The organism is Thauera terpenica 58Eu (assembly GCF_000443165.1).
Classification (GTDB): domain Bacteria; phylum Pseudomonadota; class Gammaproteobacteria; order Burkholderiales; family Rhodocyclaceae; genus Thauera; species Thauera terpenica.
Genome location: NZ_ATJV01000057.1, coordinates 1 through 22329 on the forward strand (window position 1 = coordinate 1; position 22329 = coordinate 22329).

A 22329-nucleotide genomic window follows, 5' to 3' on the forward strand; every position below is an offset into this window, starting at 1 on the left:
GCGGGCGCATCCGTGAAGTACCTGTCCCATAGATCTTCCCTCCGTAGCTGGCTATAAATTACACCAGCACACCGTGGGACTAAACACCTAGGGAGAAGGGGTTCCATGGTGCAAGCATCACTGACATCTCCACCCTGGCAGGGGTGAGTGCCGGGCACATCTATTACTATTTCGCGAACAAGGAAGAGATCATTGCCGCAATCGCAGAAGCCGAGCTCGAAGCCTTGCTCGAGATCCATGACAGCGTGCGCAATGAACGCGATGTGGTTGAAGCAATCGTCAGGCGTTCGGGCGACGTGGCTCTGTATTACGCGAATCCGGAGAACGCGCGTCTGAGACTGGAAATCCTTGCCGAAGGCGCGCGGAACCCGCGCATTTTGGCTCTTGTTCGTGCGCTGGATCTGCGCGCGCGAGAGAGCGCGTACAAGATCTTGCGTCTTGCAAACGGAGCCCTGGACGGCGAAGTGCTTGAGAAGACTATTTCGGTGCAGTATGAAATGATTAGTGCGATCGTCTCAGGTTTCACCGCGAGAGCGGTCCGCGGCGTCGAAACCGACAAGCAATTGCTTCGTGTGTCAGTCATGGAAACGGTCAGTCATGTGCTCCGAACGCGCGTGGCACCTATCGAACCAGCAGGGAATCCGTGCTCGATTCCGTGATCATGGCTGCGCGTGTTCAATGCGCTGTCTTTGCCGGTAGCTGTGCATTCACTGCCGCCTTCGCAGTGCGTTGTTGACGCAGGTCAAGGGCTATGTTCAGTGAGCGCATTAGCGCGAGGTGTGCGGTCGGCACAGGCGAGGCGGAGCGGCGACGTTCGCGGCAAACTGTTAGCGTCGATGTGAATCTGACCCACGGGTCAGGTTTACGTCGGCGTTGACAGCAAACGGCATCAAACCATCATGCGGGTAAGTATGTGGGTAAAATCGGAATAGATGCGCTGAAAATTGTAGCAATAAATGAAGGTTGCGGTGTTTTCGGCAGTACAGGACATCATGAACATGCCGGTGTGATAGTTTGCGGCATCGGCACGGCGCTTTGAGCGTGCGTCGTCCTCTGCAAGACACCCAGACACAGCATCAGCGGGCCCAGGCCCGCTTTTTTACGTGCGCCGCTGCCAGCCGTTTCAGATGCCGCCTCGCTCGCGCGCGTTGCGTTCGCGTTCAGTGTTGAAGATGTAGCGCTGGATGACATTCTCGCCGCTGCGTGAAAGGCCGACGAACTGGCAACCCAGGCGCAGCAGTTCGGTGCCGCTGCGCTGGGTGTTGTGGTTGATGTTGCGCACTTCCAGGCGTAGCGGGATGGGGTCGAGCTCTGGCAGGCGCAGGGTGCAGTCGTCGAGCTTGCCGCCAATGACGAACTCCGCCACCGCGGTTGGCAGTTGCAGCGCCACGCCGCCGACGCTGATATCGAGCACGCGCGCATCGACTTGCCGTGGTGTGTCATCCACCCCCTTGGCGTTGAGGATGCAGCTCGGTGCGTGGGCGATCGGCACCTGCAGCCGGAAAAACTCCCGGCGCTGCAGGCGCAGGATGCGCTCGGGCACCGGCGCGCGGAAAGCGTTGTGGCCGCTGCGGCTCACTTCCTGCAACTCGCTCAGTGCAAACTGGATGCGGATGCGATCGAGCTGGGTCACGCACAACAGGCGATCGTCCGCCAGCACGCGGCGGTTGATGCTTGTGTCCGGGCTGACATCGAGAAACAGGCTGTCCTCATCCTCGGACAGCCCGATGAGCGCGGTGACGAAGGACTGCTTGTTGCCGAAATGGGCGGCGATCAGGGCGTGATGCTCCATCAGCTCTTCGAGCAGCTGGCGGATCTGGCGGCGACCATGGAGGGTGTATTTTTCCAGCTCATCGCTGCCACTGATGTCGACAGGTGCCTGTTGGATTTCGTCTGACATGGCGGGCGGGTCTAGCGCAAGGCGCGTTGGCGGGCGTTGCGCGCACGTTCGACCTTGAGGATGTAGCGCTGGATGGTGTCTTCGGCGCCGCGCGGCATGTGGGTGAACTGGCAGCCGGCACGCAGCATCTCGATGCCGTTGGGGGTGGTGATGCGAAACAGGTTGCGCACGCTCAGCCGGGCAGGAATGGGTGCGCTGCCGGGCAGCTTGAGCTGACAGTCCATGAGTTCCATGCCGGCTTCCAGCGCCGCATCCGCTGGCGGTACGGCGATGGCGACACCCCCACCGCTGATGTCCAGGACGCGCAGATCGGCGTTGCGCACGACGCCGTCGGTGTGGCGCAAGGGCAGGGTGCAGGTCAGTGACTGCGTCACCGGGGCCTGCAGGCGGTAGAACTCACGCCTTTGCAGGCGCAGCAGTTGTTGCGGCAGCGCGGCCCGAAAGGCCGCGCTGCCTTCCGAGCTGGTCAGCTGCAGGCTTTTCAGGCCGAACTGGATGCGCACGCGGTCGAGCTGGGTCACGCAGTCGAGCACCACGGCTTGATCGGGATCCGTGGTCGCAGCGTCTTCAGCCCTGCTTGCGCCCGCGGTCGGGTTCCTGGCCTCGCCCATGATGCGGGCGTTGATCGCGTCGTCGCGGCTGGCGTCGATGACCAGGCTTTCGCCGTCTTCGGCCACGCCCAGGATGGCGGTGATGAAGGTATCCGTGCCCGGTCGCAGGCGCGCGCTGAGCAGCGCGTGGGCCTCGATGAGCTGACGCAGGATGGCGGCGATCTCGCGTCGATCGCTGAGCAGATAGCGCGCTTCGTCGTCGGCGTGAATCAGCTCGACGCGGGTGTGTTCGTGTTCGATGGCCATGGGCTGGGTTCGGGGTGGGGCGGCCGCTGTGGGGCCGCGCTCGATGTCCCTGCTTATAGCACGACTGTGCGCCGCCGTGCCTTGGCCGGAATCAGCCGGGTGCCGTGTGCGCGGCTGTGGTGGGTGCCAGGGTCAGCCATGCTCAGGGCGTCTCGGGTCGCGGACGCAGCGACGCGGGCAGGTTCTGCGGCTGAGGCGGTGCGGCGGCCTGGGCCGCGTCCTGCTCCACCCGATACAGCCAGGCCAGGAGCTCGGCGACCGCGACGTAGAGCTGGGGCGGGATGCGGGTGTCGAGGTCGACCTGCATCAGCAGCCCGACCAGCTCGGGCGATTCGTGCACGTACACGCCGGCTTCTTGTGCGCGCTCTATGATCTCTCGCGCCACCACGCCCTTGCCCTTGGCGACCACGCGCGGCGCGGCTTCGCCCGCGGTGTAGGCCAGCGCCACCGCTTCGTTGCGTGCGGGTGACTTGGGGCTGTTGGGGCCGGGCTCAGTCATGCTGGCGCTCCACCACCAGGCCGGTCAGCTTGAGGTTGGCGGCCTCCAGGGCCGAGGCCAGTTCGGCCGCGCGTGCATCCAGGGCGCTCATCGTCGCCGCGTCATCGGTGCGCAAGCGCAGGGCCACGCCGGCCGGGGTGAGGTGCAGCTGCGCCTCCACGTTGCCCAGGCGCGGCAGGGTGAGGCGCAAGGTGGTGTTCCAGTTCTGTTCGGTCTGCTCGCCGTCCTCGCCATCGTGTTCGGGGTCTTCGATGATCCATTCGATGGCTTGCCCCGGCCAGGCCTGGCCCTGCCAGATGTATTGCTGCGTGGCGAGCGCGTCGAGTTGCTGATGCACCAGCGGGAGCAGCCGCTCGGGTATGGGTTGGGTGCGCAGCGCAGCGCTGTCGTCGGCGCTGGCGGCGAGCGCTGCGGCGCTGGGGCGCCCGCCTGCCTCGGCTGCCTCAGAGCGCACGCCCGGCGGCGCAGTCTGCGCGGGAGTCTGGGCAGGCGTGCCTGCGGGGCGGCCGGTGCTCGCCTGCGCCTGCGGTTCGCGCATCAGGCTGGCGGTGTCGCGCGCGCCCATCACCCATTCGGCTTGATGCGCTTCGTAGAACATGCCGCTTTGCCCCAGCGCCTGGCGCAGCAAGGGCGCGAGCTGGGCGCCGCTGGTCGGTGGCGCGCCAAGAAGGGGCTGGTTGGCGGCAAGGCTGGGTGGTGGGGGCGGGGGCTGGCCGGTGAGCAGAAAACTGATCAGGCGGCCGGTCTGGCTCAGCGCGGGCTGGGCGGAAAGGGCGGCCGAGGGCGTGCCGGCGTCCTGACCAACGATGCGCGCAAACACCGCCCGTGGCGTTAGCTGCGAGACTTCGAGTTCGAGCGTGTCACCCGACTTTGCCGCGGTGTTGAGCGACAGCGTCATCTGCTGTCCGGCGACGAGGGCGCGGAAGGTGCCGTCGGGCAGGGCGCGCTGCAGGGTGGCGAAAAAACGCTGGCCCGGCACCAGCTCGGGCAGCTGCGCCTGGATCTGACGCGCGCGCTGCAAGCCCGCTACGGGCGGCTCGGTATTGAAGAAGCTCGCTTCGTTGATGAGGCGCAGGCGGGCGGCGAGGTCGGCGGGGATCATGGCCGGCGAGGGGCGGCTGAGCGGCCCCGCTATGCGCCGAAGGCGGCGTAAGCCTGGCGCACGCTGCGGTCACGCACTGCGCCCGACAACAACTGGCGGGTGCTTTCCAGGCAGGGCACCGTGTGTTCGCGGATGCGCGCGTCAAGCGCGAGGATCGCCTGCAGTGCCTCATGCAGGGCGGGCAGATCCGCAGGCTTGGCGTGGTCGACGAAGCCCCCGGTCGCCTGCAGGGCGGTGCGCAATTGGGCGCACTGCTCGCCCATGGCGGCGAGCGCCTCCCAGTTGTTGGCTTCGGCCAGGTCAAGCATGTCGTTGTAGCGTGCCAGCATCTGGTGCAGGGTTTCAAGCGTCGTGGGCATGGGATTTCCTCAGCCAGGCTGTGCGGCGTTGGCGCCGGCGGTGGTGTTGACGGCGATGCCTTGCCATGCCGTCCGCAGCCCGCTCAGCAGCTCGATCACCTCGTCGAGTGCGGCGCGGTTGTTGTGCAGGTTGGCATAGAGCAGGCGGTCGGCCATGTAGTCGTACAAGGCGTACAAGCGCTCGGCGAGCTCGCCGCCGGCGTTCAGGTCGAGACTGATCTTCAGACCGTTGATGATGATCTCTATCGTTTTGGAGATCTGTTCGCCCTTGACCGGAATCTGCTTGTTGTCCATCGCCACGCCGGCCGCCGTGGCCGCCATGATGGCGCCGTCGAACAGCATCAGGATGAGCTTGTGCGGATCGGCAGCGCTGACGCCGGTTTCCACCCCGATTCGGGCGTAGGCATTGGCGCGGGCAAAGGAGCTTCCAAACATGATCTTGCCCTCTTGAAAACGGATTATTTCTTGTTGAAACTGGACAGGGAGGCCAGCTGCTGTTCGAGATAGGTGCTGGTCTGCAACATGCCCGAAACCAGGGTGTCGAGTGCGGTGTATTGCGCCTTGTAGCGTGCTTCTATGCCGTCCAGCCTCTGCTCGAGTGTCTGGCGCTGCTTGTCGATGCTGGTGATGGAGCTCTGCAGCCCGGTGGTCTTGCCGGTGATCACCCCTTCCGAGCCGATCAGACCGGTGATGATGCCGTCCATCGAGCGGCCGTAGCCCGCGGCCACCTTGGCCACGCCGGCAAAGTCTGCCGCCAGCGCCTTGTCGAGCTTGCCGCTGTCCAGTTTCAGGCTGCCATCCTTCTGCGTCGAGATGCCGATGTCCGACAGGGTCTTCTTGTCCAGGCCCGCGAGCTCGGCGGGCACGCTCGACAGCATCGAGCGCATCTTGGAGTCCGCGCCGCGCAACGCGGAGTCGCCCAGCAACGCGCCGGCCTTGTCGGTGCTGGGGTCGTAGCGGCCGAGATCGCGTGCGAGCGTGTTGTATTCGTTGTAGGCACTCACGAACTTCTCCAGCACCTTGTTGATGCTCGAGGTGTCGCGCGCCAGCGTCAGCGTCACCGGCTTGTCGGCCTCGGTCGCTTTCTTCAGGTCTATGGTCACGCCTTCGAGTGCGTCACTTATCTTGTTGCTTTGCGACTCGATCGCCACACCGTTGAGCGTGATCAGCGCGCTCTGTGCCGTCTGCTGTGTGGTGAAGTTGGCGGTGGGCGCCGCGGGCGAATAGTCCAGCCCGCTCACGCCCGACAGGCTGATGAACTGTTTCGAGCCGCCTTCGTTGGCGCTCAGCACCAGCTGCGGGCCGGCGTCGCCGTTGATCACTGCCGCCGTCACCCCGGCATTGGCGCCGTTGATGGCGTCGCGCACGGCGCTGAGGCTGCCGTCGCCTATGCTTACCGTGGTGCTCCTGGTGGTGGCCGTGCCGTCGGCCGAGCCGAGCGAGATCGTCAGCTCGCCGCTGCCGATGCTGGTGCCGGCGGCGGAGATGAGGCGGTTTTCCTTCGCCAGCTGGGTGACTTCAAGCGAATACTTGCCCGGCACCGTGCCGTCGGTGGCGGTGACGCTCGCCACGCCGTCATCGGAAAGCGTGCCGCTGTAAGTCGAGTAAAAATCCAGCGCATTGCCGCCCGCCGGCAGCTTGAGGCCGGCGATGGCGTTCTGCAGCGTGGACAGCGAGCTCTTGATCGAACCGAAGGCGGAGATTCTTGCCTGTACGCTGGCTTCCTTCGTGTCGAGTGCCTTCAGCGGCTGGCGCTCGATTTCCATGAGCTGGCTGACGATGCCGCTGACATCGATGCCGGAACCCAGGCCACCAACGGAAAGGGACGAAGCCATGACGTTTCTCCTGTGAATCTGCTTGTCTGCAGGCAAACCGGCGACGCCGGTCCGAATCCAGAAGCAAGAATCAGACCTTCTGTTCCACCAGCAAGCCCTTCAGCTTGCCCAGCGCGCGCGCGATGTCCAGCATCTCTTCGGACGGGATCTGGCGCAGCACTTCCTCGGTCTGGCGGTCCACCACTTTTACCACGGTACGGCCCGAATCGTCGTCGATGCTGAACTGCAGGTTGTTGGTCATGGTTTCGACAAAGCGCTGCACGTCCTCGACGGCTTTTTCGACTTGCCCGGGGCTGACGACTTTTGCGCCGGGCTCGTCCGCGCCCTGTGTTCGCTGCGAGGTGAGCGCCTGGGGGCCGGCAGGTGGTGCGGCGCGCACACCACTGGCCTGGATGTCGCCCTGCGCCAGGCCAGCGCCGTGGGCGTTCGCGCCGTCCATGTCCGCTGGCCTGGGGTTGGGGGCAATGGGTGGGGCAGGGGCGGTGGGCGGCAGCATGTTCGCGCTGGGGCCCGGAGGCTGGACATTCATGTCGAACTCCTGATGCGATAAGGGGCGCAGGGTATTTTCACCCTGCGCCCCGGTTCAGCCAAGTGCTTCAAGCGCCAGTTCTTAGCCCAGCAGGCTGAGCACCTGGTTGGGCAGGGCGTTGGCCTGAGCCAGCATCGCCGTGCCAGCCTGCTGCAGGATCTGCGAACGCGTCAGGTTGGCAGTTTCCGCGGCGAAGTCGGTGTCGCGGATGCGGCTGCGCGCGGCCGACAGGTTCTCGGTGCTGGTCTGCAGGTTGGCGATGGTCGACTCGAAGCGGTTCTGCACCGCACCGAGGTCGGCGCGGATGCTGTTGACCTTGGAGAGTGCGCCATCGACGATGTCGAGTGCGGCGGTCGCGCCGGCGACGGTGGAGATGTCGATACTGTTGACCGCTTTCAAGTCACCGGCCTGCAACTGTTTGGCATCACCGGAGAACAGACCACCTGCGCTGTCCGCCTTGTCGCTGGCGACGCTGAAATAGCCACCAGTCGATTTCAGTTCGACGTTGCCGCCGATGGTGGTGGAGTCGGTGTCGGTGGTGGGGGCGTTGGTGTCGCTCAGCACCGTGGCCAGGCCCTTCTTGTCGTCGCCGATGCCGCCCTGCACCTTCATGCTGGCGCCGGTGACGTTCGGGTCGTCGACAGCGGAGTTGTTGAAGTTCTCGATCTTGATGTCACGGCCGTCTGCGGCGACGAGCTCGATCTTGTCCTTCTCCACGTTGAGCTTGGCGGTGACGCCGGTCTTGGCGCTCTGGCCGTTGATGGCGTCGGTGAGGTTGGTCAGGTCGCTGGTCTTGCTGACGTTGGCCGAGACGTCCTGGCCGTTCAGATTGAACGAAATCACGCCGGCAGCGGACACGTCGCTGAGGGTGGCGGTGGTGCGCGCACTGGCCTCCACGCCGGTCTTGCCGGCTACGGCGTTGATGGCGGCGGCAATGCCCTTGGCGTCGGTGCCGGCGGCGATATCGACCGTCTCCTGCACCTGGCCGTTGATGGTCAGGCTCTGTGCCGCCACGTTGTTGGCGCCGGCAGTGGTATTGCCGACGCCGTTCAGGCCATCTTGCCCTGCAGCCACGCCCAAGGCGCCGCCTGTCGAGGTGGCAGAAACGATCTTGTCGGCTGCTTCGAAGGCGAAGGTGGCCGCAGCGCGCTGGACGTAGGCGCCAGTGCTCAGCGTGGCATTATTGTCGCCGTAGGTCGTTGTGACGACGGCGCCGTTCGCAGTCGCTGCCGTATCGATCGAGATGCTCTCCCCTCCGCTGGTGCCAATCTTGACTGACGATCCATCGCGAGTCAGGGTCACACCAGAGGCGGTAGTGTTCGCAGTATTCCAAGCCGCAACCGCAGTCTGCAGGTCTGTTTCAAAGCTTGTCGTGTCTGTTCCGGTCGCAGTCACCGTGAAGGCGATTTGGTTGATGTTGAGACTCACCGTGTCTGCTGTTGCAGCTCCGTCCCACGTCGTTGCATTGAAGTTGACGGTCAGCGAATTCGCTGCATACGAAGCAGTCGTTGTCCCGACCTGTGCCGAAGCATCGAGTGCGGTCTTGAACGCGCCGTAGTCGTTGGTCGCCGTCGCACCGTAGGCAGTGCCAGCTACGAATGAGGCTGTGCTGGCGTTGCCCGCGTCGTCAGTTACGGTGATGATTTGGGTTGGCGAGGCTGCAGCCTTGGCCGCTGCCAAGCTTGTACCTGCAGCTGAGCCACCCGCGATGTTAATTGCGGAAGTGGACATCGTCGCGGCGGTAATGGCATTGGTGGCGACGGCGTTGTTGCTGTCGATCTTGTTGATCCCGATGCGGTCGGTGGTGGCGGCGCCAACGTTGACGTTGATGGTCTGGTTGGCATAAGCGCCGACCTGGAAGCTTTGCTGCGAGAACGATCCGTCGATGAGCTTGAGGCCGTTGAAACTGGTGGTGTTGGCGATGCGATCCAGTTCGGAGACGAGCTGGTTCACTTCCGACTGCAGGGCGAGGCGGTCGGATGCGGAGTTGGTGGAGTTGGCCGACTGCACGGCCAGTTCGCGCACACGCTGCAGGATGTTGCCCGATTCGGACAGCGCGCCTTCGGCAGTCTGCGCCAGCGAGATGCCGTCGTTGCTGTTGCGCGTGGCCTGGTTGAGGCCCTTGATCTGGGCGGACATGCGGTCGGAGATGGCGAGGCCGGCGGCGTCGTCCTTGGCCGAGTTGATGCGCAGGCCGGAGGACAGGCGGGTGAGCGAGGTGGCCAGCGAGGACTGCGAGGAACTCAGGTTGCGCTGGGCGTTGAGCGACTGTACGTTGGTGTTGATGACTGCTGCCATGATCTTCTCCAGGAAAGTGGAAGAACTTCGATTAACCCGGCTTGGACGCGCCTCGGACTGCTGAACCTTGCGTGATCTGTGTGCCGTTGGAGCATTTAACGGGCAGCAGCGGGATTTCTTGAGTGCTTTTTAGGCGGTGCGCGCAGCACGTGGGCAGGCACATGAAAAAAGCCCCGCTGGCATTCGCATGCCGCGGGGCAAGGCCCGGTCAGGGCACAGGTTCGAATCGGTCAGGCGTGCCGCGCTCAGCCCTGCAGCAGGCTGAGCACCTGGTTGGGCAGGGCGTTGGCCTGGGCGAGCATGGCGGTGCCGGCCTGCTGCAGGATCTGTCCGCGGGTGAGCGCGGCGGTTTCGGCGGCGAAGTCGGTGTCGCGGATGCGGCTGCGCGCGGCGGAGAGGTTTTCGCTGTTGATCTGCAGGTTGGCGATGGTGGCCTCGAAGCGGTTTTGCACCGCACCCAGGTCGGCGCGGATGCCGTTTATCTTGGCCAGGGCGCCGTCGACGATGTCGAGCGCGCGGGCGGCGCCCTCGGTGGTCGAGATGTTGACGGAGTGCAGGTCCTGCAGGGCGCCGGCCTGCAGCTGGTTGGCCGTGCCCTGGAACAGGCCGCCGGCGGTTTCGCTCAGGCTGCTGGCGACGCTGAAGTAGTTGCCGGGGGACTTGAATTCGATTTCGCCACCGATGACGGTCGAGTCGGCCGCGCTGGCGTTCTTGTTGTCGGTGAGGCGCACGGCCAGGCCGCTGTTGGCCACGCCGACGCCGTCCTGGCTCTTGAGGCCCTGCACGGCGAGCGTCACCGGGCTGGCGGAGGTGGCGGCCGAGCTGGTGAAGTCCTTGATGGCGATGTCGTCGCCAAACTGCGCTTCGAGGCTGATCGATTGCTTGTCGACGCTGAGCTTGGCGATCACGCCGGTGGCGCTGCTCTTGGCGTTGAGCGCATCGACCAGGTTGGACATGTCGCGGGGGGTGATGAAGGATGAGATGTCCGTACCGTTGAGGTTGAAGGACACCACGCCGTCGGCGCTGAGGCCGCTGAGCAGGGCCATGGTGCGCGCGCTGGCTTGCACGCCGGTCTCGCCAGCGACGCCGTTGATGGCCGCAGCGATGTCGCGCGCCGAGGCGTTGTCGGCGACAGCGACGGTCCTGGGCGTCTGGCCGTTGATGGTGAGGGTCTGGGCGGCGACGTTGTTGCCGGCGGCGGTGTTGGTGTGGGCGAGGCCGATGGCGCCTTGGTCGGCGGCGAAGATGCTGTTTGCTGCGCTCGCACCCGAGGTCACGCTGACGATTTCGTCGCTTGCGGCGAAGGTGAGGGTGCCACCGGCCTCCTGGACATAGGTGTCTGCAGCGCCGCCAGCGGCGGCGAGCGTTCCGCCGTTGATGGTGGTGGTGATACCTGCGCCGCCAACTGCTGTTGCGATCCCAACCGTGATACGCGTTGTTGCGTCGGTTGTTCCGATGCTGCTCTGGTTGATCGTAAGGGCGGTGCCGTCCAGCGTGAGTGTGATGCCAGCAGGTTTGCTGGTCGATGCATTGAAGGCTGTAACCGCCGTCGCGAGATCCTCCTCGAAACGGTCAGCGGAGGTGGAAGTGATGCCGAGGGCAAGGGTAGCTGTACCGTTGCCAATCGTCAGGCTGTAGGTGTCGTCTGTGCCATCCCAGCTACCGGTCGCGGCCAGAGAGACTTTCAGGGAATGGGGTTCGTGGTCGATGGTGACGGTGGACGCCAGCGTGGAGGCATCAAGATCTGCTTTAAGCGCCACAAGTCCGGAGCCGGCAGCAACGGGCACTGTTTCCGTGTTCCCCTGAGCGTCGGCAATGCTCAGGTTCTGCGCGGGAATGGCCGCAGCAAGTGCGGTCGAGACATCCGTTGTCGCGGTCGAAAACGCGCCGCGTTGCTGAACTACAGCGGCCGTCGTGCTCAGCGTCGCAGCGCTGATCGCATCGGTTGCGACCGGGTTGTTCGAATAAACCTTGTTGATCCCCAGCCGGTCCGAGGTCGAGGCGCCGATGTTGACCGAAATGGTCTCGCGCGCCGAAGCCCCAACCTGGAAGGTTTGCGCGCTGTAGGAGCCGTCGAGCAGCTTGATGCCGTTGAAGCTGGTGGTGTTGGAGATGCGGTCGAGCTCGGAGATGAGCTGGTTGACCTCGGAGTTGAGCGCGAGGCGGTCTGAGGCCGAGTTGGTGGCGTTGGCCGACTGCACGGCCAGCTCACGGATGCGCTGCAGGATGTTGCCCGACTCCTGCAGTGCGCCTTCGGCGGTCTGCGCGAGCGAGATGCCGTCGTTGCTGTTGCGTCGCGCCTGGTCAAGGCCGCGAATCTGCGAAGTCATGCGCTCCGAGATGGCGAGGCCGGCGGCGTCGTCCTTGGCGCTGTTGATGCGCAGGCCGGAGGACAGGCGCTGCAGCGACGTAGCCAGCGAGCTCTGCGAGGTGTTGAGGTTGCGCTGCGCGTTGAGCGAAGCGACGTTGGTATTGATGACCTGTGCCATTTTGAATCTCCGGATATGTCCGATTCGAAGTGGGCTCGGGTCATGTTCTTGCAGGCCAGCGAATGCCGGTGCCCGAGCTCTCTGACGGAGTCATAGCGAGAGTCGTGCCAGATTCAGATTTTTTCAGGAAAGCCGTTTCTCAGCGGCTGATTGGTGAGGCTGGCGGCGGCGCGCAACCCATTTTTGCCGTCATGCGGCAAGGATTGCCAGGATTGCCGGCAGCGACACCGCAGCGCTTGCCGGCAGGCGGCCAGCCACCATGTATTGCTGTGCGCCTGGTGTTGAGCGGGGCCAGGCTGTGATGTGCGCTCAATCCGCGTTGCGAAACACCCGCTGCCACGCAATGCTGACCTCCAGGCTTTGCAGCAGCAGCGCCTGTTCGGGTTCGACTTCCTGCAACTCCCAGCGGCTGTCCTTGATGCGGCGGTAGTGCTCGATGCGGCGGTGGTCGGGGTCGATGAGGACGAAGTCGGTGAGCGAGGCGATACGCCGATAGGCGGCGAACTTCTCGCCACGGTCGTAGGCGGCGGTGGCGGGGGACAGGACTTCGACGATGAGCTTGGGCGCGCGCATGAACTGGTCGGCGCGATGGTCGGCGGGGTCGCAGGTGACGAGGACGTCGGGGTAGAAATAGGCTTCGTCGGCCGCCGCCTGCACTTTCATGTCGGCCATGTAGGCGCGGCAGGGCGTGCCTTCCAGGGCGTCGTCGAGGGCGCTGAAGACGTTGCCGGAGATGGTGACGTAGCGCCGACTGGCACCGCCCATGGCGAAGGTCTCGCCGCGCAGGTATTCGTGCTTGTCGAGCTGCTCGGCTTCCCAGCGCAGGTAGTCGGCGGCAGTGAAAGCGGGCGTGGGCTGGGGCAGGGCTTGTTCCTTGGTCAATAGCTGTCGGTTGCAGACGGGGTCTCGTCGCCTGCGCGGGCAAGAATGTTGAGCGCGTCGGCCTTGCTGGTCACTGCCGCGATTTCACGTAGTTTGGACATGTACAGCATCTGTTCGCGGATGAGCAGGCCGTCATGGATCAGCTCGGAATACAGGCGGTTCTCGGAAACGCCCAGCTCCTCTGCAAGCCGTCGGCCGCGCTCGCGCTCGACATCCTGAATGCGTAGGGGGAAGGAGTTCTTGCTCATGGTGTTCTCCTGCTAGTTTCGCCGGCGGCCTCAATCCGCGTTGCGAAACACCCTCTGCCACGCAATGCTGACATCCAGGCTTTGCAGCAGCAGCGCCTGTTCGGGTTCGACTTCCTGCAACTCCCAGCGGCTGTCCTGGATGCGGCGGTAGTGCTCGATGCGGCGGTGGTCGGGGTCGATGAGGACGAAGTCGGTGAGCGAGGCGATGCGCCGATAGGCGGCGAACTTCTCGCCACGGTCGTAGGCGGCGGTGGCGGGGGACAGGACTTCGACGATGAGCTTGGGCGCGCGCATGAACTGGTCGGCGCGATGGTCGGCGGGGTCGCAGGTGACGAGGACGTCGGGGTAGAAATAGGCTTCGTCGGCCGCCGCCTGCACTTTCATGTCGGCCATGTAGGCGCGGCAGGGCGTGCCTTCCAGGGCGTCGTCGAGGGCAGAGGCGACATTGAGCGAGATGGTGACGTGGCGTCGACTGGCGCCGCCCATAGCGAAGGTCTCGCCGCGCAGGTATTCGTGCTTGTCGAGCTGCTCGGCTTCCCAGCGCAGGTAGTCGGCGGCAGTGAAAGCGGGCGTGGGCTGGGGCAGGGCCATGGTGTGTTCTTCCGGCGAGAGATACGTTGCTGGGAGGGTCGCGGTGATGGGGCGCTCGGCGCTCGCTGTTCGATTTCGTCCGTGGTCGTCAAATCAACGTGCATCAGCGTAGCAATAAGCTGCGGCTGGCGCAGCAGGCAAGCTTGCTGAGCACCATATCCTGGGCCATTCACGAAAGCCTGCGCGTCAGATTGTCGCGCAGGCGTGGCAGGCTCAGAACCCAGCCATTTCTGAGTACCGCAGCAGAGGCCAGTTGTTCATCCGGATGGGCGGCGAAATACTGCTCGCTGGCCAGCATCAAGCTGTCGGATTCGCGCGGAAACTGCGACTGAAGCACCATCGCGGCCAGGCGAAATACATTGGCCTCGCGCTGATCCTGGGCGCTTGAGCCCGTTCCGCGCGCGACGGCCGCGCAACGGGTGAGCAATGCAGATTCAAGGTCTCGGGCGGTCATGGCGTCCATCTCCGTGCGCAGCAAGCTTCATTGCGACTTTCGGTGCACTTGCTGTGCCTTGAGGCAAATCGACGTAAAGCGCTGTTTTGGGCGTACTGCGAGGTGTGACACGGTAGGGCTGGCGATGTTCAGTCATACGTCTCCGGGATTATAGTCCCGCTCATGAAGCCTTCGTCCGACCCGGTTGCGCGTGCGCTGCAGGAGCACGTCGAGATCGTCGCCTACGACCCCGCCTGGCCGCAGCGCTTTGCGGCCGAGGCGGCGCACTTGCGCAGCCTGCTGCCTGGCGAGCTGATCGGCCGCATCGAGCACTTCGGCAGCACCGCCGTGCCCGGCCTGTCGGCCAAGCCCATCATCGACATGCTGGTGGAGGTGCGTGCGCTGGAGGATGTGGCGCAGCATATTGCGCCGCTGCTGCGCGAGCATGGCTACGAGTTCTTCTGGCGCGACACCGAGCCCGGCTTGCCCGGCATTGCCTACGCGTGGTTCATCAAGCGTGATGCGCACGGACGGCGCACGCATCACATTCATTGCCTGGAAGGGCGCTCGAGTGGCTGGGAGCGGCTGCTGTTTCGCGACTATCTGCGCGCGCATCCCGCCGCCGCACAGGAATACGACGCGCTCAAGCGCCGCATCGCGGCCGAGCATCCGGATGACCGCAAGGCGTATGCGAAGGCGAAGACGGGGTTCATCCGTCGGGTGATGAAGGCGGCGCGACGGGGGGCCGCGCACTGGTGACAGACTCGGGAGCTTGCCGGAGCGTGCGGCGGGCTTGACTGTGATTGGTTTGCTGCAATAATCAAGCTAGACAGACTAGACAGGAGTCAGCCGTGCACACATGGCAATTGCAGGACGCAAAAAATCGATTCAGCGAGCTGGTGGAACTCACCCTCAGCGAGGGTCCGCAGCTGGTGACGCGGCGGGGGCAGGATGCGGTGGTGGTGATTTCCGTGCATGAATACCGCCGCATGAGCGCGGCGCCGTCCTTGCTCGATACCTTGTTGAATGCTCCGCGTGGCGCGGCGCTTGAGCTGGAGCGGTCGCGGGAGCCGGTCCGAGGTATCGAGCTGTGAGGTATCTGCTCGATACCTGCGTGCTTTCCGAACTGGTCAAGCCGGGCCCGGCACCGGGCGTGATGACCTGGATGGCCGGGCGCAAGGCGGATGAGCTGTTTGTGAGCGCCATGACGCTTGGTGAGCTGCAGCGCGGCGTGGCAAAGCTGCCGCTGTCGCGTCGGCGCAATGAGTTGCAGCTGTGGCTGCAGCAGGTGGAGGACGGCTTTGGAGAGCGCATCCTGCCCTTTGGTCGGGATGCCGCGCATGCGTGGGCGCAGATGTGTGCGCGTGCTGAGGCGGTGGGCAAGCCGATGGCGGCCTTCGATTCGATCATCGCGGCAACCGCGCTGGCCAATGGTCTGTGCCTGGTCACGCGCAATGTGCGTGATTTCGTGCAGGCGCCGATCGAGCTGTTCGACCCTTGGGCGAGCGATTGACGAGGTTGGGCTGCGCTGGATCGTGGGTGATTCGGGCCTCAGAAGGTGAAGGCTTGTATCAAGTGGCTTGCAGGATGCGACATTGCTCGCGTACGCGTGTCGCGGAGAGCTCAAGACCGTTCGGCCACGCCAAGCCGCCTGCGTCGACAAAGGCACGGGCAAAATAAGTGGGGTCACGCAAAGGCTCAAGCAAGGGGCCCTCGCGAGCGAGAAGCTGCGCGCCCTCGAATACCCCTTCAGCGCCATCGGAGAATGCGATACGAAGCGTGAATTCGGCCACGCTGCTTGCTTGAAGGATCTTAATCATCGTGATCGGCTCCCGGTATTCGTTCCATTGGTTCGAAGCGCTGGGCATGTTCCCAGTTGCGAACCAAGTCGTTGTGATGGTCGAGGATGGGCGTTTTGAGGTTGGAGGGCAATACGCTTGTTCGCCCGAAAAAAGAAACCCGCCTCACGGCGGGTTTCGTCTTCATGCGCTGCTGCTGCCTTGCGCGACGCGCTTACTTCTTGCGCATCGGGGGCAGGTCGGTGCAGCTGCCGTGCGCGACTTCGGCGGCCATGCCCACGGTTTCACCCAGGGTGGGGTGGGGGTGGATGGTCTTGCCGATGTCGGTGGCGTCGGCGCCCATTTCGATGGCCAGGCAGACTTCGCTGATCATGTCGCCGGCAGACGGCCCGACGATGGTGCCACCGATGATGCGGTGCGTTTCGGCGTCGAAGATCAGCTTGGTGAAGCCGTAGTCGGCGCCGTTGGCGATGGCGCGGCCCGATGCCGCCCAGGGGAACTTGGCGGTGTCGATCTTCTTGCCTTCGGCCTTGGCCTGGGCTTCGGTGTAGCCCACCCAGGCCACTTCCGGGTGGGTGTAGGCCACGCCGGGGATGACGGTGGCGTCGAAGGCGGCGCGGGCAAGCTCGGGCTTGCCTTGTGCCTCACCGGCCGCGACTTCCGCCGCGACGTGGGCCTCATGCACCGCCTTGTGGGCGAGCATGGGCTGGCCGACGACGTCGCCGATGGCGAAGATGTGCGGCACGTTGGTGCGCATCTGCGCATCCACCGCGATGAAGCCGCGCTCGCTCACCGCGATGCCGGCCTTGTCGGCACCGATCTTGTTGCCGTTGGGCGCGCGACCCGCGGACTGCAGGATCATGTCGTAGCGGACCGGTTCGGTGGGTGCGTTCGCGCTGCTGTCGACCCCTTCGAACGTAACCCACAGACCATCGTCCCTGGCTTCGACGGCGACGGTCCTGGTCTTGAGCATGATCTTGTCGAAGCGGTGGGTGTTCTGCTTTTCCCACACCTTGACAGCGTCGCGGTCCGGGCCTTGCATCAGGCCGTCGAGCATCTCGACGACGTCGATGCGCGCGCCCAGGGTGGAATACACCGTGGCCATTTCCAGGCCGATGATGCCGCCGCCGATGACCAGCATCTTGCCCGGCACCTGGCGCAGCTCCAGCGCGCCGGTGGAGTCCACAATGCGCGGATCCTGCGGGATGAAGGGCAGGTGCATCGCGGCCGAGCCGGCGGCGATGATGGCCTGCTTGAACTTGATCACCTTCTTCGCGCCGGTCTTGTCCTGGCTGCTGCCGCTGGTTTCTTCGACTTCGAGGTGATGGGGGTCGAGGAAGTGGCCGTAGCCGCGGATGACATCGACCTTGCGCGCCTTGGCCATGCCGGTCAGGCCGCCGGTGAGCTTGCCGACGATGCCGTCCTTGTGCTTGCGCAGGGCGTCGATGTCGATGGCGGGCTGGGCGAAGCTGACGCCGGCGCTGCCGATGTGGGCGGCCTCATCGATGACGGCGGCGACGTGCAGCAAGGCCTTGGACGGGATGCAGCCGACGTTCAGACACACACCACCCAGGGTGGCGTAGCGCTCGATGATGGCGACCTTGAGGCCGAGGTCGGCCGCGCGGAAGGCGCCCGAGTAGCCGCCCGGGCCGGCGCCGAGCACGACCAGGTCGTATTCGGCATCGGCCGTGCCGCTGTGCGACGCGGCAGCAGGGGCAGCGCTGACCGGCGCCGCAGCGGGCGCGGCCGGCGCCGCAGCCGGGGCGGAGGCAGCAGCCGGAGCTGGCGCAGCTGAGGTCGCGGTCGCTGCCGCAGCGCTCGTCTCCTCCACCTTGATCAGCACCGCGCCTTCGCCGACCTTGTCGCCGAGCTGGACCAGCACTTCGCGCACCACCCCGGCCGTGCTCGAGGGCACGTCCATGGTGGCCTTGTCGGACTCGAGCGTGCAGATTGACTCGTCGACCTGGATGCTGTCGCCGACCTTCACGTACAACTCGATGACCGGCACGGTATCGAAATCGCCGATGTCCGGAACCTTCACTTCAATCAGGCTCATGGCGATCTCCTTAAAGCATCACGCGGCGGAAGTCCGCCAGCAGTTGGGCCAGGTACACGTTGAAGCGGGTGGCCAGGGCGCCGTCGATGACGCGGTGGTCTGCGCTCAGCGACATGGGCAGGGTGAGGCGCGGCACGAAGGCCTTGCCGTCCCACACCGGTTTCATCACCGATTTGTTCACGCCCAGGATGGCGACTTCGGGCGCGTTGACGATGGGTGAGAAGTAGGTGCCACCGATGCCGCCCAGCGAGCTGATGGTGAAGCACGCACCCGACATGTCGGCGGGCTTGATCTTGCCGTCGCGCGCCTGCTTGGCGAGCGCGCCGGTTTCGGCCGCGATCTCGAACACGCTCTTCTTGTCGGCGCCCTTGACCACCGGCACGACCAGGCCGTTGGGGGTGTCGGCGGCGAAGGCGATGTTGAAGTACTTCTTGTAGATGAGGTTGTCACCGTCGAGCGAGGTGTTGAACTCGGGGAATTCCTGCAGCGCGCGCACCGAAGCCTTGATGATGAAGGCGAGCATGGTGAGCTTCTTGCCGGACTTCTCGAACTCCTTGTTCATCTGGACGCGGAAGGCTTCCAGATCGGTGATGTCGGCGTCTTCATGGTAGGTGACCGCCGGGATCATCGCCCAGTTGCGGGCGAGGTTCTGGCCGGAGATCTTCTTGATGCGGGACAGCGGCTTGGCCTCGACTTCGCCGAACTTGGCGAAATCGACCTTGGGCCAGGGCAGCAGGTCCAGACCGCCGCCCAGGCTGCCGACGGCCGCTGCCGCCACGCTCTTGCCGGGGACGACGCCGGTGCTCATCGCGCCCTTGATGAAGGCGGCGACGTCGGCCTTGAGCACGCGACCCTTGGGACCGCTAGCCTTGACCTGAGCGAGATCCACCCCCAGTTCGCGCGCAAAGGCGCGCACCGAGGGGCTGGCGTGCAGCCGCCCGCCGAGCTTGACCGCGGACGGGCTGGCGCTGCCGACCGGCATCGATGCCGGGGCGCTGAGCGCGGGGCCGCCGTCGGCGAGCATGGTGGAGCTGGCGTCCGCTGACGGCGCTGCAGCCATGGCGGGAGCGGGGGCTGGCGCAGCAGCCGGAGCGGGTGCGGGTGCGGCCGCCGACCCCGCTGAGGCGCCTGCTGCCGTCTCGAGCTTGATCAGCACCGCGCCTTCTGCCACTTTGTCACCGATCTGGACCAGCACTTCCTTGACCACACCAGCGTGCGATGAAGGCACGTCCATGGTGGCTTTGTCGGACTCGAGGGTGCAGATGGCCTCGTCGACCTCGATGCGATCGCCGACCTTGACGAACAGCTCGATCACCGGCACGGCGTCGAAATCGCCGATGTCCGGCACCTTGACCTCGACCATGCCGCCGCCTGCAGCGGGGGCTGCAGGCGCGGAGGCAGCCGCTGCGGGTGCAGCGGCTGGTGCTGGCGGGGCAGCGGGCGCAGCAGCCGCAGCCGGTGCGCTTGCGGCGGGAGCTGCTGCCGCAGCCCCTGCCGTGGCTGCGGCCTCGAGCTTGATCAGCACCGCGCCTTCGGCGACCTTGTCGCCGACCGCGATCAGCACCTCCTTCACCACGCCGGCGTGGCTGGAGGGAATGTCCATCGTGGCCTTGTCGGATTCCAGGGTGGCGATGGCGTCATCGACGGCGATGGTGTCGCCGACCTTCACGAACAGTTCGATCACCGGTACGGCGTCGAAGTCGCCGATATCCGGCACCTTCACTTCAATGAGTTGGCTCATGTTCTTGTCTCCTTGCGCGCTCAGACCGACAGCGGATTGGGCTTGTTCGGGTCGAGCTGGTACTTGACCAGTGCGGCTGCAACCTTGTCGCGCGCGATGCTGCCCTCATCGGCCAGCGTCTTGAGCGCCGACAGCGTCACCCAGTGGCGATCCACCTCGAAGAAGTGGCGCAACTGTTCGCGGGTGTCGGAGCGGCCGAAGCCATCGGTGCCCAGGGTGAAGAAGGTGCGCTTCACTTGCGAACGGATCTGCTCGGGGAACATGCGGATGTAGTCGGTGGCGGCGATGACCGGGCCTTCCCTGTCGGCGAGCTTTTGCTGCACATGGCTTTGGCGCGGCTCTTCCATCGGGTGCAGCAGATTCCAGCGCTCGACGTCATGGCCGTCGCGGGCGAGCTCATTGAAGCTGGGTACACCCCAGATGTCGGCTTCGACGCCCCAGTCGCTCTTGAGCAGTTCGGCCGCGGCGATGACCTCGAGGAGGATCGTGCCCGAGCCCATCAGCTGCACGCGCGGACCCTGGGTGTCGGCACCCTGGCGGAACAGGTACATGCCCTTGAGGATGTCGGCCTCGGCGCCGGCGGGCATCTCGGGATGCTCGTAGTTCTCGTTCATCACCGTGATGTAGTAGTACACGTCCTCCTGCTCGGCGAACATGCGGCGCATGCCGTCCTGCACGATGACCGCGACTTCGTACTGGAAGGTGGGGTCGTAGCTGATGCAGTTGGGAATCATGTTGGCCATCAGCAGGCTGTGGCCGTCCTGGTGCTGCAGGCCTTCGCCATTGAGCGTGGTGCGCCCGGCGGTGCCGCCCATCATGAAGCCGCGGGTGCGCTGGTCGGCTGCCGCCCAGCACAGGTCCATGGTGCGCTGCATGCCGAACATCGAGTAGAAGATGTAGAACGGAATCATCTGCACGTTGTGCACGCTGTAAGCGGTGCCAGCGGCAATCCAGTCGGCCATGGCGCCGGCTTCGTTGATGCCTTCCTGCAGCACCTGGCCGGTCTTGGACTCCTTGTAGAACATGAGCTGGTCATGGTCTTCCGGCACGTACTGCTGGCCTTGCTGGTTCCAGATGCCGTACTGGCGGAACATGCCTTCCATGCCGAAGGTGCGCGACTCGTCCGGGACGATGGGCACCACGTGCTTGCCGATCTGCTTGTCCTTGAGCAGCGTGTTCATGATGCGCACCACCGCCATCGTGGTCGACAGCTCGCGGCCTTCGCCGGACGCCTTGAGCAGCGCGCCGAAAGCGTCGAGCTCGGGCACGGCCAGCGGCGCGGCCTTGGTGCGGCGCTGGGGCAGGAAGCCACCCAGGTCCTGGCGGTGTTGCATCAGATATTTGTATTCGACCGAGTCTTCGGCGAACTTCACGTAGGGCAGCTCTTCGATCTTGTCATCGGGCACGGGCAGACCGAAGCGGTCGCGGAAGCGACGGACGGCCTCGGTGTCCATCTTCTTTTGCTGGTGCGAGATGTTCATCGCCTCACCAGCCTGGCCCATGCCGTAGCCCTTGATGGTCTTGGCGAGGATCAGCGTGGGCTGGCCCTTGTGCTCGCTAGCCTCCTTGTAGGCCGCGAAAATCTTGAAGATGTCGTGCCCGCCGCGGTTCAGACGCCAGATCTGGGTGTCGGTCCAGTCGGCGACGAGTGCCTTCAGTTCGGGGGTGTTGAAGAAGTGCTCGCGCACATAGGCGCCGTCCTTGGCCTTGAAGGTCTGATATTCGCCGTCCACGCAGGCCATCATGCGTTTTTGCAGGATGCCGTCCTTGTCGCGCGCCAGCAGCCTGTCCCAGTGCGTGCCCCAGATCACCTTGAGGACGTGCCAGCCGGCACCGCGGAACTGGGATTCGAGCTCCTGGATGATCTTGCCGTTGCCGCGCACCGGGCCGTCCAGGCGCTGCAGGTTGCAGTTGATGACGAACACCAGGTTGTCGAGCTGCTCGCGCGCGGCCATGCCGATGGCGCCCAGCGACTCGACCTCGTCGGTCTCGCCGTCACCGAGGAAGGCCCATACCTTGCGCTGCTCGGCGCGTACGGGGTCGATCATGTTGCGGCTGGCCATGTACTTCATGAAGCGCGCCTGGTAGATGGCGCACAGCGGGCCCAGGCCCATCGACACGGTGGGGAACTGCCAGAAGTCCGGCATCAGCCAGGGGTGGGGGTAGGACGAGATGCCCTTGCCGCCGACTTCCTGGCGGAAGTTGTCCATCTGCTCTTCAGTCAGGCGACCCAGCATGAAGGCGCGGGCATAGATGCCCGGCACCGAGTGGCCCTGGAAATAGATCATGTCGCCGTCGTGCTGCTCGGACGGCGCGTGCCAGAAGTGCGAGAAGCCGACGTCGTAGAGCGCAGCGGCGGACGCGAAGGAGGCGATGTGGCCGCCGACGTTGGTGCCCTTGTTGGCGCGCACCACCATCGCCATCGCGTTCCAGCGGACGTAGGAGTGGATCTTGATCTCGATGTCGGCATCGCCCGGATAGGGCGGCTGCTGCTCGACCGGAATCGTGTTGATGTATTCGGTGGTGGCCGAGTAGGGGATGTTCACCCCTTCCTGGCGCGCGGTGGCGATCAGGGTCTCGATCAGGTAGTGGGCGCGCTGCGGGCCTTCGTGTTCAACGACGGCGGCCAGTGCTTCCAGCCATTCCTTCGTTTCCTGCGCATCCGTGTCGGGTTGCGCGAGAACGTTGGTGATTCCGGTCATGGCTTGTCT

At 64.9% G+C, this 22329-nt stretch carries 22 protein-coding genes; 4 read left to right on the top strand and 18 right to left on the bottom strand.

All coding sequences use genetic code 11. The features are described 5' to 3' along the window. Positions 1 to 143: 143 nt before the first annotated feature. The gene (locus M622_RS0120295) at positions 144 to 659 is read left to right on the top strand and encodes a hypothetical protein (RefSeq protein WP_021249478.1); all 516 of its coding nucleotides are present in this window, start codon (positions 144 to 146) and stop codon (positions 657 to 659) included. Positions 660 to 1123: 464 nt separating this feature from the next. On the opposite strand, the gene M622_RS30640 is transcribed toward M622_RS0120295, so the two are convergent. From M622_RS30640 to M622_RS30705, 14 genes are all read right to left on the bottom strand, one after another. After that, positions 1124 to 1900 (bottom strand): flagellar brake protein, encoded by a 777-nt coding sequence (locus M622_RS30640; protein WP_021249480.1) that lies wholly within the window; start codon positions 1898 to 1900, stop codon positions 1124 to 1126. A gap of 11 nt (positions 1901 to 1911) precedes the next feature. After that, positions 1912 to 2757, bottom strand: a complete 846-nt coding sequence (locus tag M622_RS30645) for a flagellar brake protein (protein WP_021249481.1) — start codon at positions 2755 to 2757, stop codon at positions 1912 to 1914. Between the two features lie 142 nt (positions 2758 to 2899). Next, complete coding sequence (locus M622_RS30650; RefSeq protein WP_021249482.1) at positions 2900 to 3256, bottom strand: EscU/YscU/HrcU family type III secretion system export apparatus switch protein; 357 nt, start codon at positions 3254 to 3256, stop codon at positions 2900 to 2902. Further along, positions 3249 to 4358: a flagellar hook-length control protein FliK gene (gene fliK / locus M622_RS30655; RefSeq protein WP_021249483.1), complete on the bottom strand. Its 1110-nt coding sequence runs from the start codon at positions 4356 to 4358 to the stop codon at positions 3249 to 3251. The genes M622_RS30650 and fliK overlap by 8 nt, the downstream gene beginning before the upstream one ends. Before the next feature lie 29 nt (positions 4359 to 4387). Beyond that, entirely contained in the window at positions 4388 to 4717 is a 330-nt protein-coding gene (locus tag M622_RS30660) for a flagellar protein FliT (protein WP_021249484.1), read from the bottom strand. 9 nt (positions 4718 to 4726) lie between these two features. Continuing rightward, positions 4727 to 5152, bottom strand: coding sequence for a flagellar export chaperone FliS (gene fliS / locus M622_RS30665; RefSeq protein ID WP_021249485.1), 426 nt, complete (start codon positions 5150 to 5152; stop codon positions 4727 to 4729). A 23-nt stretch (positions 5153 to 5175) separates the two neighbouring features. Next, entirely contained in the window at positions 5176 to 6552 is a 1377-nt protein-coding gene (fliD, locus tag M622_RS30670) for a flagellar filament capping protein FliD (RefSeq protein ID WP_021249486.1), read from the bottom strand. A 70-nt stretch (positions 6553 to 6622) separates the two neighbouring features. Next, positions 6623 to 7081, bottom strand: a complete 459-nt coding sequence (locus tag M622_RS30675) for a flagellar protein FlaG (RefSeq protein ID WP_021249487.1) — start codon at positions 7079 to 7081, stop codon at positions 6623 to 6625. Positions 7082 to 7162: 81 nt separating this feature from the next. After that, complete coding sequence (locus M622_RS40710; protein ID WP_021249488.1) at positions 7163 to 9379, bottom strand: flagellin N-terminal helical domain-containing protein; 2217 nt, start codon at positions 9377 to 9379, stop codon at positions 7163 to 7165. A gap of 245 nt (positions 9380 to 9624) precedes the next feature. Continuing rightward, on the bottom strand, positions 9625 to 11868 hold the full coding sequence (locus M622_RS40715) for a flagellin N-terminal helical domain-containing protein (protein WP_021249489.1): 2244 nt from the start codon (positions 11866 to 11868) through the stop codon (positions 9625 to 9627). A 309-nt stretch (positions 11869 to 12177) separates the two neighbouring features. Beyond that, positions 12178 to 12750 (bottom strand): Uma2 family endonuclease, encoded by a 573-nt coding sequence (locus M622_RS30690; protein WP_021249490.1) that lies wholly within the window; start codon positions 12748 to 12750, stop codon positions 12178 to 12180. Beyond that, positions 12747 to 12998, bottom strand: a complete 252-nt coding sequence (locus M622_RS30695; RefSeq protein WP_021249491.1) for a hypothetical protein — start codon at positions 12996 to 12998, stop codon at positions 12747 to 12749. Before M622_RS30695 ends, M622_RS30690 begins: the two co-directional genes overlap by 4 nt. 30 nt (positions 12999 to 13028) lie before the next feature. Next, positions 13029 to 13589, bottom strand: coding sequence for a Uma2 family endonuclease (locus M622_RS30700; RefSeq protein WP_021249492.1), 561 nt, complete (start codon positions 13587 to 13589; stop codon positions 13029 to 13031). 169 nt (positions 13590 to 13758) lie between these two features. Continuing rightward, positions 13759 to 14052, bottom strand: coding sequence for a hypothetical protein (locus M622_RS30705; protein WP_021249493.1), 294 nt, complete (start codon positions 14050 to 14052; stop codon positions 13759 to 13761). Positions 14053 to 14205: 153 nt separating this feature from the next. Here M622_RS30705 and M622_RS30710 point away from each other — a divergent pair, with 153 nt between their 5' ends. From M622_RS30710 to M622_RS30720, 3 genes are all read left to right on the top strand, one after another. Beyond that, positions 14206 to 14781, top strand: coding sequence for a GrpB family protein (locus M622_RS30710; RefSeq protein WP_021249494.1), 576 nt, complete (start codon positions 14206 to 14208; stop codon positions 14779 to 14781). 92 nt (positions 14782 to 14873) lie between these two features. After that, entirely contained in the window at positions 14874 to 15116 is a 243-nt protein-coding gene (locus M622_RS30715; protein WP_031346912.1) for a type II toxin-antitoxin system Phd/YefM family antitoxin, read from the top strand. After that, positions 15113 to 15535, top strand: coding sequence for a type II toxin-antitoxin system VapC family toxin (locus M622_RS30720; RefSeq protein WP_021249496.1), 423 nt, complete (start codon positions 15113 to 15115; stop codon positions 15533 to 15535). The genes M622_RS30715 and M622_RS30720 overlap by 4 nt, the downstream gene beginning before the upstream one ends. Before the next feature lie 58 nt (positions 15536 to 15593). Here M622_RS30720 and M622_RS30725 read toward each other — a convergent pair whose 3' ends face one another. From M622_RS30725 to aceE, 4 genes are all read right to left on the bottom strand, one after another. Then, positions 15594 to 15842 carry a DUF2442 domain-containing protein gene (locus M622_RS30725; RefSeq protein ID WP_021249497.1) on the bottom strand — a complete coding sequence of 83 codons (249 nt, stop codon included), beginning with the start codon at positions 15840 to 15842 and terminating at the stop codon, positions 15594 to 15596. Between the two features lie 193 nt (positions 15843 to 16035). Next, positions 16036 to 17877 (bottom strand): dihydrolipoyl dehydrogenase, encoded by a 1842-nt coding sequence (lpdA, locus tag M622_RS30730; protein WP_021249498.1) that lies wholly within the window; start codon positions 17875 to 17877, stop codon positions 16036 to 16038. Positions 17878 to 17887: 10 nt separating this feature from the next. Continuing rightward, positions 17888 to 19618, bottom strand: coding sequence for a dihydrolipoyllysine-residue acetyltransferase (aceF, locus tag M622_RS30735; RefSeq protein WP_021249499.1), 1731 nt, complete (start codon positions 19616 to 19618; stop codon positions 17888 to 17890). A gap of 20 nt (positions 19619 to 19638) precedes the next feature. Then, positions 19639 to 22320, bottom strand: coding sequence for a pyruvate dehydrogenase (acetyl-transferring), homodimeric type (gene aceE / locus M622_RS30740; protein ID WP_021249500.1), 2682 nt, complete (start codon positions 22318 to 22320; stop codon positions 19639 to 19641). Between the last annotated feature and the right edge of the window lie 9 nt (positions 22321 to 22329).